The sequence below is a fragment of the Amylibacter marinus genome (assembly GCF_030160015.1).
In the GTDB taxonomy this organism is placed as follows: Bacteria; Pseudomonadota; Alphaproteobacteria; order Rhodobacterales; family Rhodobacteraceae; genus Amylibacter; species Amylibacter marinus.
The window spans coordinates 417,024-432,983 of sequence record NZ_BSNN01000002.1; the positions used below are offsets into that span (position 1 = coordinate 417,024).

Below are 15,960 nucleotides of genomic sequence, written 5' to 3' on the forward strand. Positions count from 1 at the left end.
TAATTGTAATATGAGCGGGAATACTCTCTAATTTTCAGGAAAAATAATATGAAATCTATAGCACTTGCAGCGACTTTTTTGCTGTCTTCACCCGTTTTTGCGGATACCTATGAACAGCGATTGGCCATTGCCACGGAATATGCACACGCCAGTGTCACCGATATGGACTTCCCTGCCCTAATCAAGCAAATGTATCAACCGATCCTCGACCAAGCCAATGCCAGTGGGAAACAGATTACCCCAGAGCAAATTGCATCACTGCAAGAATTATACATGGACACCTTTGAAGCTCCCATGCGCGACCTATTGCTAAAGCAAGATGTGGTTATGGCCGAGGTCTATACATTGGAAGAGATCACTGCATTGCATGATTTTTATCAAACTACAGCAGGCCGCTCTGTGATGCTTAAAATGCCAAAACTGCTGGAAAAACAACAACCTATGATCATTGGGATGATCACCGCTAAAATGCCAGAAGTTGTCCCTGCCATCCAAGAAATCTTAAAATAGTCTGGAAACCCGATGTCTCTTGATGCTGTTCTATCCCATGTGGACAACGACTTTGAAAATGCAATTGCGCGCCTGCTAGATTTGCTGCGCATTGAAAGCATTTCTACCGACCCTGCCTATGCACAGCAGTGCGATGCGGCCGCAGAGTGGCTGGTAGACGATTTGCAAGACATCGGGTTCAACACCGAAAAACGCCCAACCGCCGGTCATCCGATGGTCATGGGTACGGGCGGTACTGGCGGCACGCATGTTCTGTTTTATGGCCACTATGATGTCCAGCCGGTTGATCCATTGGATTTATGGGATAACCCGCCGTTTGAACCCCGCCTAGAAGAGACCGAAAACGGGCCTGTGATCCGTGGGCGCGGATCATCCGACGACAAGGGGCAGTTGATGACCTTTGTCGAGGCCTGTCGTGCCTATAAGGCGGTAACGGGTTCTTTGCCCAGTAAAATTAGTATCTTTTTTGAGGGTGAAGAGGAAAGTGGCTCGCCGTCATTGGTGCCTTATATGACAGAGCATGCAGAGGAGCTGCGCGCCGATGTAGCGCTGATTTGTGACACGGGCATGGTCGAGCCGAACACCCCCTCGATTGTAACGATGTTGCGTGGTTTGGTTGGTGCAGAGATTACCCTCAATGGCCCAAACAAGGATTTGCATTCTGGTATGTATGGCGGGCCATCAATCAACCCAATTCGCGTGTTAACGCGTGCCTTAGCTGATCTGCACAATGATCAGGGCGGCGTAACATTGGAGGGATTTTATGAGGGTGTGCCTGAGTTACCCGAACAGGTGGCGCAACAATGGCAAGGATTGGATTTTGACGAGGCCAAATTTTTGGCAGAGGTCGGCCTATCGGTACCCGCAGGTGAGCAAGGGCGCAGTGTTTTAGAACAAATCTGGTCGCGCCCCACAGCCGAGGTAAATGGTATCTGGGGTGGATATACGGGTGAGGGTTTCAAAACGGTTCTGCCAGCACAGGCTAGTGCCAAAGTCAGCTTTCGGCTTGTTGGAACTCAAGACCCAGATAAAATCCATGCGGCCTTTGAAGCGCATCTTAGATCCTATCTGCCCGCGGATTGCACATTGGATTATCACCGCCATGGGGCATCCAGTGCATCCAACATGAAAATTGACCACCCTGCCTTTGAAATCGCGCGTACGGCGCTAGGTGATGAATGGGACAATGCTGGTGTCTATGTTGGCTGTGGTGGATCGATCCCAATTGCGGGGCACTTCCAAGATATCGTAGGTATTGAAACCATGCTGATCGGGTTTGCACAGGATGATGACAGCATTCACTCGCCCAATGAAAAATACGATTTACGCAGCTTTCACAAGGGTATCCGTAGTTGGGTTCGCATATTAGATGCGCTGTCAAAAACATGAGCGCTGAGGAATTTGTAATCCCGCCTGCCCCACGGCCTGCATTAATTGTGGAGGGCAGTTCCAAGCGATTTCCGGTGCGCAGGCTCTATTGTATTGGCCGCAACTATGCTGCCCATGCGATTGAGATGGGCCATGACCCAGATCGCGAGCCGCCGTTTTTCTTTCAGAAGAATCCAGACAATATCCGCACCGACGGAATATTCCCAATGCCCGCCATCTCTGAGGATGTGCAATACGAGGTAGAGATGGTGGTGGCGCTGAAATCCGGTGGCCATAACATACCCATTGAACAGGCCAATGACTGTATTTTCGGGTACGGTTTGGGTTTGGATATGACGCGCAGGGATCTACAGGCAGAAATGAAAAAGATGGGCCGTCCATGGGAAATTGGCAAGGCATTCGAGCATTCAGCGCCAATGGGTCCCGTGGTTCCATTCGATCAGATCGGGCATCTTAGCTCTGGAGAAATATCGCTATCTATCAATGGGGTAACTGTGCAAACGGGAGATTTGGCGCAGATGATTTGGAAGACCCCCGAGATCATTTCAGTGCTTTCTCGGTATTTCACCCTTTGTGCGGGTGATGTGATTATGACAGGTACACCTGCGGGCGTCGGCCCCATTCAGGCAGGTGATCAAATGCGGGCCAGCCTTGCTGGTGTAGAGGATTTAACAATACAGGTGACAGATGGAATATAATCCAAATTGGATCGCGGTTGATTGGGGAACCAGCAACCTACGCGCTTGGGTGATGGATGCCCAGAACCGGCCGCAGCATGCACTTGAATCCGCGCGAGGCATGGGAACCTTGGAACCCGATCAGTTCGAAGCGGCCCTAATGGCCCTCATCGATCCCTATTTGCCAATTGGGCTGGTAACGGAAGTTCTATGCTGTGGCATGGTTGGCGCACGCCAAGGTTGGGCTGAGGCCGCATATGTGGCCGTGCCTGCCGCCCCGCCTACAGCCAAAACAGCCCTGCGTGTTCCCACCAGTGATCCGCGCATCAGCGTGTCGATTATACCGGGGATGATGCAGAAATCCCCCGCAGATGTGATGCGCGGTGAAGAGACCCAGATATTGGGTGTTCTGCATGATGATCCTGAATTTGATGGCGTGATTTGCCTGCCCGGTACCCACACAAAATGGGCGCATATCTCTGCGGGCGAGGTTGTCAGTTTTCGTACCTTTATGACCGGCGAAACCTTTGCCTTGCTGTCTACGCGATCAGTTTTGCGCCATTCGATGGCTGAGACAGATTGGGATATTCGTGCCTTTGAGGACGGATTGTCCACGGGGCTGACGGATCCCAAGCGTGTGGCGGCAAATCTGTTTTCATTGCGCGCAACGGGACTGGTGGATGAGGCATCAAACCTGAATGCCTATAGCACTCTGTCGGGGCTGCTAATCGGCCTAGAACTGGGCGGAGCCAAGCCATATTGGCTGGGGCAACAGGTTTTGATTGTTGGGTCTGGGCATCAAAGCGAGATCTATCGCCATGCCTTAGTGAAACAAGGTGCTGATGCCAAGATCCTGTCTGGGGATCACATTACTCGGCTGGGTCTTAGCCAAGCTCGCGCATAAAAAAAGGGGCCACTTGGGCCCCTTTTTGTTAATCAGTAAGGATTTACTGGATCCAAGAGTTAATCAGATCCATGTTTTCTTCTACCCACTCTTCTGCAACATCTTGAGGGTCTTCTTCGTCACGACCAATACGCAAAATCAGTGCGTTTACCTCATCAGGAGAGAACTTCATGTTCGCCAACAATTTAGCCGCTGTGGGGTTGCGAGTTTCAAGTGATTTTGAATAGGCGATGAAAACCTCTGCATCATTGTGCTTACATTTAAATGTAGACGCTTCAAGCCAGTCTTCTTGGCCTAATTTTAGATCACGACAGCCTTCGGTTACAGGTGGCTCGTTCAGTGCGGTCAGCTCATATGCCGCGAACAGCCATTCTGGTGTCCAGTAGTAGAACAAGATCGGTTTTTGGTTACCGTAGGCCGCTTTTAGCTGGGCTTTGAAAGTAGCGTCAGAAACAATTTCTGGCTCCCATAGCTCGTCCAGACCGTATGATTTAAACTTAACCTGCCACATTTTTGTAGAGGTCCATGCGGCATCACCTGCCCAATATTCGCCTTTACCATTGCCATCTTTATCAAACAGAGCAGCGATTTCAGGGTTGTTCAGATCCTCAAACGAGGTCACCTTATCCGCTAGGTAATGTGGTACAAACATACCTTGGGTACCTGTGTAGGGCGTGTTCACTGCAACTGTTTCGTTACCATCCACGAATTTATCCCAATTTGCAGCTTGGTTTGGCATCCAAAGGTCGGAATAGACATCCAAAGAACCATCGCCCTTGTCCATACCAGAGAAAATAACAGATGCATCAGATGCACCTGATACGATCTCGGCTTCGCCGCCCATTGGGCCGGTGATGATGGCTTGGATGATGTGTTCGATCGCATTCGCGCCAGTCCATGTTAGGCTGGAAATGCGGACTTTGCCGTCCTGGGCCATTGCGCCGGATGCCGCAACTGCCAATGCCGTAGTGGCCGCCAGTGTTTTTAATAGTTTCATTTTTCTCTCCTTGTTGAATTTTTGACCAAAACCCACCGAAGCAGGTTTTGGTATATTTTTATTGTTGACTAGCTTTGCTGGCCTTTTGCACTACACGATCAATCATCATTGCCAGCAATGCAATACCAATCCCCGCCAAGACGCCCTTGCCGGTATTTGAATTGGCCAATGCCCGGGTAACCAAGAAGCCCATGCCCCCTGCCCCGATCAAGGCCGCAACCACCACCATAGACAAGCTCATCATCACCACTTGGTTCACGCCCGCCATGATAGAGGGTAACGCCAAGGGCAATTCAACCTTAGTCAGCAATTGCCGCGGATTTGCGCCATAAGCCAATGCGGCTTCTTTGGTGGATTCAGGAACATGCTGGATGCCCAGCGATGTTAGACGCACCATCGGCGGCATAGCGAAAATAACCGTCGCCAGAATACCCGGCACCACGCCGATGCCGAAGAACGCCACCGCAGGTAATAGGTAAACAAAGGATGGGATGGTCTGCATGATATCCAATATTGGGGTGACAATTGCCCGCCCCAAATCAGATTTACCAACCCAGACACCCAAGGGCAGCCCAAACAGGATACACACACAGGTTGCCGCCGCCACCAATGACATGGTTTCCATCGCGGTTTGCCAGAACCCGAACAGGGCCAGATAAACCAGTGAGGATCCCACAAAAATGGCAATACGCGGCCCCGCCAAATAATAGGACAGCACCAACAGCCCCCCCATCATAATCGGCCAAGGTGTACCAACGAAAATTGCCGTAACAGCATTCAACAGAACCGTCAGAACACCAACAACCCCATCGAAGAAGTAGCCATAGAAGGCCGTTAGATATCCGACAACATTTTCGATTACACCAGATGTATAGGTGTGTAGGTTTATGGGCTTTTTGCCAGTTTGCGGTTCACGCTTTACAAAGCGAGTCCCGTCTTCGGCGCGTGGATAGCTAATTTTGTCTGGGCGATCGATCCAAAACAGCGTCGGGAAATCTGAAATCACCTTGCAATCAAAGCGATTCTTAAACGAAACGTCCTTGCCCTCGGTTACCGCCCGATCTTGTTTGATACAGGTTCGCGCATCTGGTGCAAATTGTGTAGAGCGATACAGCATCAAAGGTGCGATTAAGGCTACGATAACCGCGCTAAGCACCAACCGGTTCACCCGTAGGTTGGAGTTTTTCGAGCGATCCACCCGCCAGCTATTATATTGACGGTAATAAATACGATCTGCGAGCCAGCCGAACACCAATCGCCCGATGATAAAGATCACAATCGCGGTTAGGAAATTACTGCCCGTCCAATTTTCATAACGTTCTAATAATAGCGTTTTATTGCTGGCGGCAGCACTGTTACCTGCCGCGGTTAGGCTAACAATTTCATCTGCTACATTGATGGCTGCGGTTTTGAATTTATATGAAGCCCCAATATAAACCAGAGCCACCAGATCGATGAAAAAACCGATCCAGAACAACAACCAATTGCCACGCATGCTGGCCCAGATAAAGCTACCAATGGTTGCGGCGATATTGATATGCGCTTTGCCCAATGTGCTTTTCTGAATTTTAAGAAAAGTTTTGGCGTAGTAATCGCCAGCCGCCCCTGCAAAATCATGAAATGGGGTTTGAGTATCTTCAGTCATTTTATTGTTCCCCCTGAATAGCACGTAATAGCGCATCTTTGGTGACCACGCCAACCGGTGCATCATTGTCCATAATCACAACCGGGTTGTCTTGATCCACAGCTAAGCTTACCAAGCGATCCAGATCATCTTCTGGCCCCGCGGTTGGGCAATTTTTCAATGAGCCCAGCTTCTTATTCTCTTTTTCGTATTGTTCGACTGGAACCATCACCGTATGGGCAAAGACCAATTTCAGTTTCGAAATGCCCTGAACAAAATCGGCCACATAATCATCGGCCGGATTGGTTACGATATCTTCGGGCGTACCGACTTGAACAATCGCGCCGTCTTTCATAATCGCAATCCGCGACCCCATTCGAATGGCCTCGTCGAGGTCGTGGGTGATGAACAATGTCGTCTTGTTCATGGTCTTAGATAGGGCTAAAAACTCGTCCTGAAGTCCGCGCCTAATCAAGGGATCGAGGGCCGAGAACGGCTCGTCCATCAGCAAGATATCCGGATCAGCGGCCAAGGCCCGCGCCAGACCAACGCGTTGCTGCATACCACCAGACAATTCCGAAGGCATACGATCGCCGTAGCCTTGTAGGCTAACGGTTTCGATTACCTTGTTGGCCAATTCCGAGCGCGTAAAGGCATCAACATTACGTAATTCCAAGGCAAAGGCGATATTATCCCGCACGCTACGGTGCGGCAACAAGGCCATATTTTGGAAAACCATGCCGATTTTATCGGCGCGCATGATACGCAGGTCTTCTGGGCCAAGCCCACCGACATCCACGCCATCAATTGATATATTTCCGTGTGTGGGCTCAATCAAACGGTTTATATGACGCACCAGCGTCGATTTACCGGATCCGGATAGGCCCATGATACAAAACACTTCGCCTGCATAAACATCCAGCGATACATCACGTACGCCGACAACACATTCGAACCGCTCCAACACCTCTGCTTTGCCGATATTTTCATTCTGGACTGCGGCCATGGCCTCTTCGGCTCGATCCCCAAAAATTTTCCAGACATTTTTAACCTCGACGACTGGCTTGGTCGTTGGTTCTTGCATTCAAAACTCCCCATCATTATTGCCGCATAGAGTGCGATCTGTTCCTTACCTTATGGCATTTGACCCTTCGGTCAAACCCCAAGATCAGATTATTTGCCGAATGGGGAACAGAGGTGGTTATTACGACATAAATGAACAGTTTTGCGAAGTATTTCTATATAAATTTGAAAAGTAACAAATTTTCAGAAGGTTTTAAAATTTATACTCAAACCTTATCATCGTCCGGAAATAAAAAAACCGCCACCCAAAGGCGACGGTCAAAAGTCAAAAAGTGAGATCACGTTTAGCTCAGAGCTGTTTCGCGAAATACATAAGCGTTGATCTGGTCGCGGTTGATGCCGTATTTGTCAGCCAGATCTGCATCTGTCATGTTGTTCATTGCTTTGCTGATGTGGCTGCATGAATTCGCAGCCGCTAGGGCTTCGAAACCTGCTTCAATTTTCGTACCAATTGCTGCAAATGCTGAAACGATTGTCGCAGCGAACGAGCCGTTTAGTGTGTTCATTACATGTGCCATATTCGAAACTCCTATGATCCGTTAGCAATCTAAATCTTAGGCTCACAATGCGGCTTTTCGGGCATAGTTACTACAGACGATACAGAGTTCCCGATATGCGCTAGACGCATATCTATGGCGATTGCCATGCAAATAAACCGCCCCTAGTCAGGCTTGTTTGTGAGTCAGAGCATTTGCAGAGCCCCGCAGGCCAAACATCTCGCTGTTATACAGATAGATCGGTATATTCTGACGTATGGCCGTAAACCGACCCCCATCATTAAATGCCGCCACAAACTCGGCATCTAGCAGCCATGGGTTTTTTGCCAGCACGCCGCCGGTCAGGATAACGCCGCCATGAGCGGAATTGGTGATGGCCAGATCCCCTGCCATTTTGCCCAGATAGCATCGAAACATAGAAATTGCACGCTGGGCAATCGCATCGCTTTTGGATTGGGCTGATGCCATAATCATCTCGGCACTCATATCGGCAATTGTCTGCCCCTGTTCCAGCGCAATAGCACGGTACAAAATTGGCAGACCAGTTCCGCTGAGGATTGCCTCAGCCTCTATACACAATGGGCTATTCGCAAAATCAGCTTCGGGCCAGATTTCAGCAACACGCTGAAATACCCCCAAATCCGCAACACAGCGCGGGGAAATGCCGATATGGCCGCCCTCGCCGGCGATGGCGATATAGCCCTGCCCCTGCTGTGCCAACGATCCAACGCCCAGCCCTGTGCCTGGCCCGATAATCAGGCGGTGGCCTCTGGGTGGTATGACCGGCCCTTGCAGGCAGGTAACATCCGCATCAGAAATATTCACCATTGCCCAAGAGGCCGCCTCAAAGTCATTGATAAACTGTACCTCTTGGCAATTCAGAATATCGCGAACATCAACGCGCTTTATATATTGGTTTGCATTGGTAAGCGTAGCACCTAAGTCATCCACCGGCCCTGCAATGGCCAAACAGGCGCGTTCTGGGGCCCGATCGCCCGCCGCAACAAAATGGCGCAAGCCCTCCAGTACGCCCTGCGGGCCCTTAGAGGGATATTGTTGGATTTTGGTGATCTCGCCATCCTGAAGCGCCGCAAAACGGGCATTGGTACCGCCGATATCCGCTATCAAATTCCAATTCATGGCAATCCCCAGTTGCGCCCTAGACTACGACGGCGCTTGAATTTAGGCAGATTTCAAAGTGGAATGGGCGGTACGCGCTATTTCTTCGATCTGATCCCAGTTCCCCGCTTTTATCACATCTGTTGGCGCGACCCAAGAGCCGCCAACACAGACCACATTGGGCAGGTTCAGATAGGCCTGCGCATTTGTCAAACTTACGCCACCTGTGGGGCAGAATGTAATCTGCGACAGAGGGGAAGATAGTGATTTCAACAGCGGCGCACCACCGGCGGCCTCTGCTGGGAAAAACTTCTGCCATGTGTAACCGCGTTCAAGTAAGGCCATGGCCTCGGATCCACTGGCGGCCCCAGCCAACAAGGGCAGGCCTTCTGCTTCGCAGGCGTCAATCAGCGCCGGTGTCGCACCGGGTGATACGCCAAATTTGGCCCCCGCGGCCTTGGCGTTTTTAACATCTTGGTGGGTGAGCAAAGTGCCCGCACCCACGATCCCGCCTTTGACCTTGGCCATTTCAGAAATCACCTCTAGCGCACAATCGGTACGCAGGGTTACTTCTAGCGCCGGCAAACCGCCACGGACCAAGGCCGCCCCCAAATCGTAGGCAGTGCTGGCGTCATCAACAATCAAAACAGGAACGACCGGCGCCGCTTGGCAGATTTCGGCCGTGCGTTTACAGGCTTCGCTTGCGGTAATCTTTGACATCATTTTTCCTTTAAAACTCAAAAATTGAAGCGCCCGTATCCGCACGCCCCACGGCATTTCTAAACACGTTGAACAATTCGCGCCCTACCCCAAATTCATTGCCCGACAGATCGGGATGATCAACATCACGGGTAAAGAAAGTCTCGTCATGGGCGAACATTTCGCCAGTGTTTGCATTGACCGTCACGATATCCCCGTCCTTTAAAAAGGCCAAAGGCCCCCCTTGCGAAGCTTCGGGGCTGACGTGGATTACCGCCGGAACCTTGCCCGATGCCCCAGACATACGCCCATCAGTCACCAATGCCAAGTTGATCCCGCGATCTTGCAGAACCGTGAGACATGGGGTCAAGCCATGCAACTCAGGCATGCCATTACTTTGCGGGCCTTGGTAGCGGACAACGACCACCACGTCTTTGGTGAATTCATTGGCACGGAAGGCCGCAATGACGCTGGGCTGATCATGGAAGATGCGCACAGGTGCGGTTAGGCTGCGCCGCTCTGGGGCTACCGCCGAGATTTTCATAACCCCCTTGCCCAGATTGCCGTTCAGGCTGGCCAGACCGCCAGATGCTTGGAACGGATTTTCGACCGAGCTGACGATTTTGTTGTTCAGGCTTTTTTGGGGGCCTTGGCGCCATGTAACGGATGCGCCGTCAAGGATCGGATCTTTGGTGAAGTCTTCTAGGCCTTTACCCAGAATTGTGGTGGTGTCGTCATGCACCAGTCCCGCGTTCAGCAACTCTCGGATCACCAAGCCCAGCCCCCCTGCGGCATGAAAATGGTTAACATCGGCCAATCCATTTGGATAGACCTTGGTTAACAGTGGGATTACCTCAGACACTTTAGCAAAATCATCCCAATCCAGAATGATGCCGCTGGCGCGGGCCATGGCCAGTATATGGATCAATAGGTTTGTTGACCCGCCTGTGGCCATTAGGCCTACAATACCGTTTACATAGGCGCGTTCGTCCAAAATTCTGCTTACTGGCGTGTATTTATTACCCAGATCGGTGATAGAAAGCGCAAGTTTTGCGCCCTCTTTGGTAAGTGCGGTGCGCAGATCGGTGCCTGGATTAACAAAGCTCGATCCAGGGAGTTGCAACCCCATGATTTCCATCAACATCTGGTTGGTATTGGCGGTACCATAAAAGGTACAGGTCCCCGGCCCGTGGTAGCTGGCCATTTCTGCGGCCATCAACTCTTCGCGCCCCACATTGCCCTGGGCGAATTCTTTGCGTACGCGGGCCTTTTCATCATTGGTGATACCCGATGGCATCGGCCCTGCAGACATAAAGACCGCCGGCAAATGCCCAAATGTGGCCGCCGCAATTACCAATCCGGGTACGATTTTATCGCAAACACCTAGATAGATAGAGCTATCGAACACGTTATGAGACAGGCCAATGCCAGCGGACATTGCAATTGCATCGCGTGAAAACAACGACAACTCCATGCCTGTTTGGCCCTGTGTAACGCCATCGCACATGGCCGGAACACCTGCTGCCACCTGTGCGGTACCACCATTTTGGCGCACCACTTCTTTGATCAGGTCAGGATAGGTGGAAAACGGCTGATGCGCGGACAGCATATCATTATAGGATGTGATGATGCCCACGTTGCCGGCGGTTGCCTCTACCAATGTATCCTTGTCTTGGCCCATTGGGGCATAGGCATGGGCCTGATTACCGCAGGTGAGATGGGCCCGATTGGGGCCTTCGCCGCGCGCGGCTTCCATCCGATCCAGATAGGCCCGTCTGCTTTTCTCAGAACGCTGTATGATTGCATCGGTTACGTCGCTGATAACTTTATTGAGAGCCATGATAGCCTCCTAGGCTGCGAAATGAACATTCAGCGGGTTGTCAACCTGCATTACAGCCTTGATTGGGGCCTGTTTTACGCTGTTGATTTTCAATGCGCGTCCCAGTGCCATACGCTTGGCGCGTCCCGTGATCAATAGGTGCAAATTGCGTGCTCGGCGCAGGCTTGGGGCCGTAAGGGTTAGGCGCGGTGTTGCGCAATTGGCGGCCTCAATACAGACCACATTGCGCCGTTCTTCATCCCGCAGGGCGGTTTGTAGGTCTTTGGCCCCTGGCAGCAGACTGGCGGTATGCATATCCAGCCCCATCCCCAGAACACATACATCAATCGGCAAATGCTGTTCGATAGAGCGCCCCAATTTCAGGGCTTGGTCTTGTGCGCTGTTGTACGCGCTCCAAAAGCTGTGCAAATTGCACTTGGCGGCATGATTTTGCAGCAGTTCTCGACGTACCATACCAACATTCGAGCGCGCATCGGATTCTGGCACAAATTGGTCAGCGCAAACAAAGGTGTCGATTTTTTCCCATACAAGGCGTTTGGTCGATAGTTCGCGCAGGAAATCTGGTGATGTTGTGCCACCGGGAACCACTAATGTTGCGCGCCCCCGCGCGGCCAGCGCGCGCAACAGCTCGTCTGCGACGCGATTTGCCAATCCGATGATTTGGATTTGGCGCTCTTCGTAATTGACAATATCTATCATGTTTCCCCCATAGGTTGCCAGCGCCGTGCATCGCGCGCCAATAGCGCAATGGCATCCTCGGGGCCGGTGCTGCCTTGATCATAACTGTGGGGCTTGCTGCTAGAGGCGTCCCACTGGGCGATGATGTGATCTACCCACGCCCATGCGGCCTCGACTTCGTCGCCGCGCATAAACAATGTCTGATTGCCGCGTACCGCATCCATAATCAAACGTTCATAGGCATCAATGGTCACCCCCTCGGGCACCACATCCGCAAAGCTCATATCCAGCGGCACCTCAGTTAGACGCATCCCCCCCGGCCCTGGTTCTTTAACCGACATATGGAGGGTGATGCCCTCTTCGGGCTGTAGACGGATGATCAGCTTGTTTTGAAAACCCTCATTGCTGTCGTCAAATATCGAATGCGGCACAGGTTTGAACACCAGCGTGATTTCAGATACGCGTTTTTTCAGCGCCTTGCCGGTGCGCAGATAGAACGGTACACCTGCCCACCGCCAGTTGCCGATCTCGGCCTTTAGGGCCACATAGCTCTCGGTATTCGAGGCGCTGTTCCCGACATGGTCAAGAAAGCTGGCGATCTCACCCTCGCTGCGGTATTGGCCTCGAACGGTATTGCGCATCGAAACCGGCTCTAACGCGCGGATAACCTTTAGTTTTTCATCACGAACCGCATCGGCGTCAAAGCGCGATGGGGGTTCCATGGCCACCAAGCAAAGGAGCTGCATAAGGTGGTTTTGCACCATGTCCCGCATCGCGCCTGACAGATCATAGTATTCACCGCGCCCGTCCACGCTAACGGTTTCGGCCACGGTGATTTGCACATGATCTACGTATTTGCTGTTCCAAAGGGGCTCCAACAACACGTTCGCAAAGCGCAGCGCCATAAGGTTCTGCACAGTTTCTTTCCCCAGATAGTGGTCGATGCGGTAAATTTGGCGCTCTTCGAACACATCTTTTAGGGTTTTGTTCAACGATTTGGCACTGTCTAGATCCGTGCCAAGGGGCTTTTCCACCACCACGCGGGTCTCATGGGTGATCAGCTTGAAACTTGCCATTTGTCGCGTGGTTGGCGTGATCAATGTCGGGCTGATTGAAAGGTAGAATGTACGAATGGCGTTGTCGCCCATCGATAGGGTATCGGCCAATTTGGTCCAGCCCGCATCCGAAAACGCATCTACGGCGCAATACTCGACCATCAGCAAAAAGGCCTCTAAATCGGCGGCCTTAAATTCCTTGGCTGGTACGAATTCATTGATGGACTTGCGCACCATCTCGCGGAATTCATCTGCCGTTAGTTTACTGCGAGAAGCCCCAATAATGCGGCTCCCCTCAGGGCATTGCCCCGCCATAACACGGCGGAACAAGGCAGGTAATATTTTGCGCCGCGATAGATCTCCCGTGCCACCAAAAACAACCAGATCAAACGGTTGAACAGGGATAATCGAAGAGACCATGACGCTTGACCTTTAAATCAACTGACCAAGAACGCGGGCAGTATCAATCATTCGGTTAGAAAAGCCCCACTCGTTGTCATACCACGACACAACCCGTACCAGACCATCGGCTGTTACACAGGTCTGGGGGGCGGCGTAGTTACTGGATGTGGTCGTGTGATTGTAATCCACAGATACCAAAGGTGCATCTTCGTATTGCAAAACACCGGCCAAGTCATTCGCAGCGGCGGCCTTCATGGCGGCATTGATTTCTTCAACGGTCACAGGTTTTTCTGGTACAAAGGTCAAATCGACCATGGACACATTCGCTGTTGGGACACGAATGGCGCTGCCGTCCAATTTTCCGGTCAACTCTGGTATAACCAATGAGATCGCGCGCGCCGCCCCCGTTGAGGTTGGTATCATCGACAAGGCTGCAGCCCGTGCACGATACAGATCAGAGTGATCGGTATCATGGGTTGGCTGATCACCCGTATAGGCGTGGATTGTGGTCATGTACCCAGTTTTGATACCAGCCAATTCGTGCAGCACCTTTGAAATCGGTGCCAAGCAATTGGTCGTGCAAGATGCGTTTGAAACGATCACATCGTCCTTGGTCAATGTCTGGTGGTTCACGCCATAAACGATTGTTTTATCGGCATCTTTGCCAGGTGCAGAAATCAGCACACGCTTAGCGCCGCTTTCCAGCAACAACGCCGCCTTGTCGCGGGCGGTGAAAATACCGGTACATTCCATCGCGATATCAACATCGCCCCATGGCAATTCGCGTGGGTCACGGATTTCTGTGATGCGAACAAATTTCCCATCCACTTCGATGCCGCCGTCAACGACCTCTACACTCTTGGAAAAACGCCCATGAACGCTGTCGAAGCGCAACAAATGCGCCAGTGTCTCGTTATCAGCCAAATCATTGATCGCTACAATCTCAACGTCCTGTGCCTGTTGTTCGAACACAGATCTGAATACCGAACGTCCAATGCGCCCAAAACCATTAATAGCTACTTTAAGTGTCATTTTATCTCCATTGCCCAAGGGGCAGAATCGTTAACCGTTAGCGCTAACAGACCTATACTGACGTTAGGTAAAATGCAACGCTTCTGGCGGCAAAAATAAATTTCCTGATCACAGATTGTTATGCATTGCTCCGAAAATGCGCTTTCGCTCGGTGGAAAAATGGTCTTAGACTTGCGCATTAGTTAATCAAGGAGCGGCAGTATGGCACAAAACACACCAGAGATTGCACGGGCAAAACCAGCAAGCTTTGATTGGCAGGATCCCTTTCTTCTAGACCAACAGCTTAGCGACGAAGAACGCATGATCCGCGATACCGCGCGCGCCTATTGCCAAGACAAGCTGGCCCCACGTGTAATCGATGCCAATCGCCACGAGAATTTCGACACCAATATTATGCGAGAAATGGGCGCATTGGGCTTGTTGGGGGCCACCCTACCCGAAGAGTTTGGGGGGGTAGATGCCAACTATACATCCTATGGTCTGATTGCCCGCGAGGTCGAGCGCATCGACAGCGGCTATCGATCAGCAATGTCTGTACAAAGTTCGCTGGTTATGCATCCAATATTTGCATATGGCACCGATGACCAGCGAGCCAAATATTTACCAAAATTGGCTAGCGGCGAATGGATTGGGTGCTTTGGGTTGACGGAACCGGATCATGGTTCTGATCCCAATGGTATGCTAACGCGTGCGCGCGAGGTTGACGGTGGATTTATGCTGTCTGGTGCCAAAAACTGGATCACCAACGCGCCGGTTGCAGATGTATTCGTGGTTTGGGCAAAGTCAGATGCCCATGATGGAGCAATCAAAGGTTTTATTCTGGATAAGGGTATGAAGGGGCTAAATGCCCCCAAAATCGAGGGCAAGTTTTCTTTGCGTGCTTCGGTCACGGGTATGATCCAGATGGACGACGTTTTTGTGCCCGACGAGAATTTGTTGCCCCATGTGGCAGGCTTGGCGGGGCCATTTGGCTGTTTGAATCGCGCGCGATATGGCATTGCATGGGGATCAATGGGCGCGGCCGAGTTCTGCTGGCACAGCGCGCGGCAATATACGCTAGACCGTGTGCAATTTGGTAAACCATTGGCCCAAACCCAACTGATCCAGAAAAAGCTGGCAGATATGCAGACCGAGATTTCATTAGGCCTACAGGGTTGTTTGCAATTGGGACGTCTGTTTGACGAGCATCGCGCCCCTGCCGAACTGATCAGCCTGATGAAGCGCAACAATTGCGGCAAGGCCTTGGACATTGCCCGCCAGTCGCGTGATATGCATGGAGGTAATGGTGTCTCCGATGAATACGGTGTTATTCGCCATGTAATGAACCTAGAGGCCGTAAACACCTATGAGGGAACACATGATATTCATGCCTTGATCCTTGGGCGTGCACAAACAGGATTGCAGGCCTTTGCCTAACGTCCTATTCTGCCTTCGTAAAACCCAAAGAAGATCCG

At 51.5% G+C, this 15,960-nt stretch carries 15 protein-coding genes; 5 read left to right on the forward strand and 10 right to left on the reverse strand.

From position 1 onward, the window contains the following. Positions 1 to 48: 48 nt before the first annotated feature. Genes QQL62_RS02900 through QQL62_RS02915 form a run of 4 tightly spaced genes read left to right on the forward strand, consistent with a single transcriptional unit; the run spans position 49 to position 3,480 of the window. The gene (locus QQL62_RS02900) at positions 49 to 510 is read left to right on the forward strand and encodes a DUF2059 domain-containing protein (RefSeq protein WP_284376003.1); all 462 of its coding nucleotides are present in this window, start codon (positions 49 to 51) and stop codon (positions 508 to 510) included. Between the two features lie 12 nt (positions 511 to 522). Next, complete coding sequence (locus QQL62_RS02905) at positions 523 to 1,899, forward strand: M20/M25/M40 family metallo-hydrolase (RefSeq protein WP_284376005.1); 1,377 nt, start codon at positions 523 to 525, stop codon at positions 1,897 to 1,899. Then, positions 1,896 to 2,597, forward strand: coding sequence for a fumarylacetoacetate hydrolase family protein (locus QQL62_RS02910; RefSeq protein WP_284376007.1), 702 nt, complete (start codon positions 1,896 to 1,898; stop codon positions 2,595 to 2,597). Before QQL62_RS02905 ends, QQL62_RS02910 begins: the two co-directional genes overlap by 4 nt. Then, positions 2,587 to 3,480, forward strand: coding sequence for a 2-dehydro-3-deoxygalactonokinase (locus tag QQL62_RS02915; RefSeq protein WP_284376009.1), 894 nt, complete (start codon positions 2,587 to 2,589; stop codon positions 3,478 to 3,480). The genes QQL62_RS02910 and QQL62_RS02915 overlap by 11 nt, the downstream gene beginning before the upstream one ends. A gap of 43 nt (positions 3,481 to 3,523) precedes the next feature. Here the strand turns inward: QQL62_RS02915 and QQL62_RS02920 are convergent, their stop codons facing one another. The 10 genes from QQL62_RS02920 to gap form a co-directional block, all read right to left on the reverse strand. Then, positions 3,524 to 4,477: an ABC transporter substrate-binding protein gene (locus QQL62_RS02920; RefSeq protein WP_284376011.1), complete on the reverse strand. Its 954-nt coding sequence runs from the start codon at positions 4,475 to 4,477 to the stop codon at positions 3,524 to 3,526. Positions 4,478 to 4,535: 58 nt separating this feature from the next. Continuing rightward, entirely contained in the window at positions 4,536 to 6,122 is a 1,587-nt protein-coding gene (locus QQL62_RS02925; RefSeq protein ID WP_284376013.1) for an ABC transporter permease, read from the reverse strand. A 1-nt stretch (position 6,123) separates the two neighbouring features. Then, entirely contained in the window at positions 6,124 to 7,185 is a 1,062-nt protein-coding gene (locus QQL62_RS02930) for a quaternary amine ABC transporter ATP-binding protein (RefSeq protein ID WP_284376018.1), read from the reverse strand. Positions 7,186 to 7,468: 283 nt separating this feature from the next. Then, positions 7,469 to 7,690, reverse strand: coding sequence for a hypothetical protein (locus tag QQL62_RS02935; protein ID WP_284376019.1), 222 nt, complete (start codon positions 7,688 to 7,690; stop codon positions 7,469 to 7,471). A gap of 159 nt (positions 7,691 to 7,849) precedes the next feature. Further along, complete coding sequence (locus QQL62_RS02940; RefSeq protein WP_284376021.1) at positions 7,850 to 8,821, reverse strand: glucokinase; 972 nt, start codon at positions 8,819 to 8,821, stop codon at positions 7,850 to 7,852. A gap of 42 nt (positions 8,822 to 8,863) precedes the next feature. Then, positions 8,864 to 9,520, reverse strand: coding sequence for a bifunctional 4-hydroxy-2-oxoglutarate aldolase/2-dehydro-3-deoxy-phosphogluconate aldolase (gene eda / locus QQL62_RS02945; protein WP_284376023.1), 657 nt, complete (start codon positions 9,518 to 9,520; stop codon positions 8,864 to 8,866). A gap of 10 nt (positions 9,521 to 9,530) precedes the next feature. After that, positions 9,531 to 11,339, reverse strand: coding sequence for a phosphogluconate dehydratase (edd, locus tag QQL62_RS02950; RefSeq protein ID WP_284376025.1), 1,809 nt, complete (start codon positions 11,337 to 11,339; stop codon positions 9,531 to 9,533). 9 nt (positions 11,340 to 11,348) lie between these two features. Beyond that, positions 11,349 to 12,038, reverse strand: coding sequence for a 6-phosphogluconolactonase (gene pgl / locus QQL62_RS02955; protein ID WP_284376027.1), 690 nt, complete (start codon positions 12,036 to 12,038; stop codon positions 11,349 to 11,351). Beyond that, the gene (gene zwf / locus QQL62_RS02960) at positions 12,035 to 13,492 is read right to left on the reverse strand and encodes a glucose-6-phosphate dehydrogenase (RefSeq protein ID WP_284376029.1); all 1,458 of its coding nucleotides are present in this window, start codon (positions 13,490 to 13,492) and stop codon (positions 12,035 to 12,037) included. The genes pgl and zwf overlap by 4 nt, the downstream gene beginning before the upstream one ends. Positions 13,493 to 13,504: 12 nt before the next feature. Continuing rightward, positions 13,505 to 14,506 (reverse strand): type I glyceraldehyde-3-phosphate dehydrogenase, encoded by a 1,002-nt coding sequence (gap, locus tag QQL62_RS02965; RefSeq protein WP_284376031.1) that lies wholly within the window; start codon positions 14,504 to 14,506, stop codon positions 13,505 to 13,507. A gap of 201 nt (positions 14,507 to 14,707) precedes the next feature. On the opposite strand from gap, the gene QQL62_RS02970 reads away from it, so the two are divergent. Further along, positions 14,708 to 15,922 (forward strand): acyl-CoA dehydrogenase, encoded by a 1,215-nt coding sequence (locus QQL62_RS02970; protein WP_284376033.1) that lies wholly within the window; start codon positions 14,708 to 14,710, stop codon positions 15,920 to 15,922. Positions 15,923 to 15,960 lie beyond the last annotated feature (38 nt).

Coding starts and splice junctions, on each gene's coding strand:
- zwf (WP_284376029.1), bottom strand. CDS start 13,492: ATGGTCTCTTCGATTATCCCTGTTCAACCGTTTGATCTGGTTGTTTTT.
- eda (WP_284376023.1), bottom strand. CDS start 9,520: ATGTCAAAGATTACCGCAAGCGAAGCCTGTAAACGCACGGCCGAAATC.
- pgl (WP_284376027.1), bottom strand. CDS start 12,038: ATGATAGATATTGTCAATTACGAAGAGCGCCAAATCCAAATCATCGGA.
- QQL62_RS02925 (WP_284376013.1), bottom strand. CDS start 6,122: ATGACTGAAGATACTCAAACCCCATTTCATGATTTTGCAGGGGCGGCT.
- QQL62_RS02930 (WP_284376018.1), bottom strand. CDS start 7,185: ATGCAAGAACCAACGACCAAGCCAGTCGTCGAGGTTAAAAATGTCTGG.
- QQL62_RS02915 (WP_284376009.1), top strand. CDS start 2,587: ATGGAATATAATCCAAATTGGATCGCGGTTGATTGGGGAACCAGCAAC.
- QQL62_RS02970 (WP_284376033.1), top strand. CDS start 14,708: ATGGCACAAAACACACCAGAGATTGCACGGGCAAAACCAGCAAGCTTT.
- QQL62_RS02935 (WP_284376019.1), bottom strand. CDS start 7,690: ATGAACACACTAAACGGCTCGTTCGCTGCGACAATCGTTTCAGCATTT.
- QQL62_RS02940 (WP_284376021.1), bottom strand. CDS start 8,821: ATGAATTGGAATTTGATAGCGGATATCGGCGGTACCAATGCCCGTTTT.
- QQL62_RS02900 (WP_284376003.1), top strand. CDS start 49: ATGAAATCTATAGCACTTGCAGCGACTTTTTTGCTGTCTTCACCCGTT.
- QQL62_RS02920 (WP_284376011.1), bottom strand. CDS start 4,477: ATGAAACTATTAAAAACACTGGCGGCCACTACGGCATTGGCAGTTGCG.
- QQL62_RS02905 (WP_284376005.1), top strand. CDS start 523: ATGTCTCTTGATGCTGTTCTATCCCATGTGGACAACGACTTTGAAAAT.
- gap (WP_284376031.1), bottom strand. CDS start 14,506: ATGACACTTAAAGTAGCTATTAATGGTTTTGGGCGCATTGGACGTTCG.
- edd (WP_284376025.1), bottom strand. CDS start 11,339: ATGGCTCTCAATAAAGTTATCAGCGACGTAACCGATGCAATCATACAG.
- QQL62_RS02910 (WP_284376007.1), top strand. CDS start 1,896: ATGAGCGCTGAGGAATTTGTAATCCCGCCTGCCCCACGGCCTGCATTA.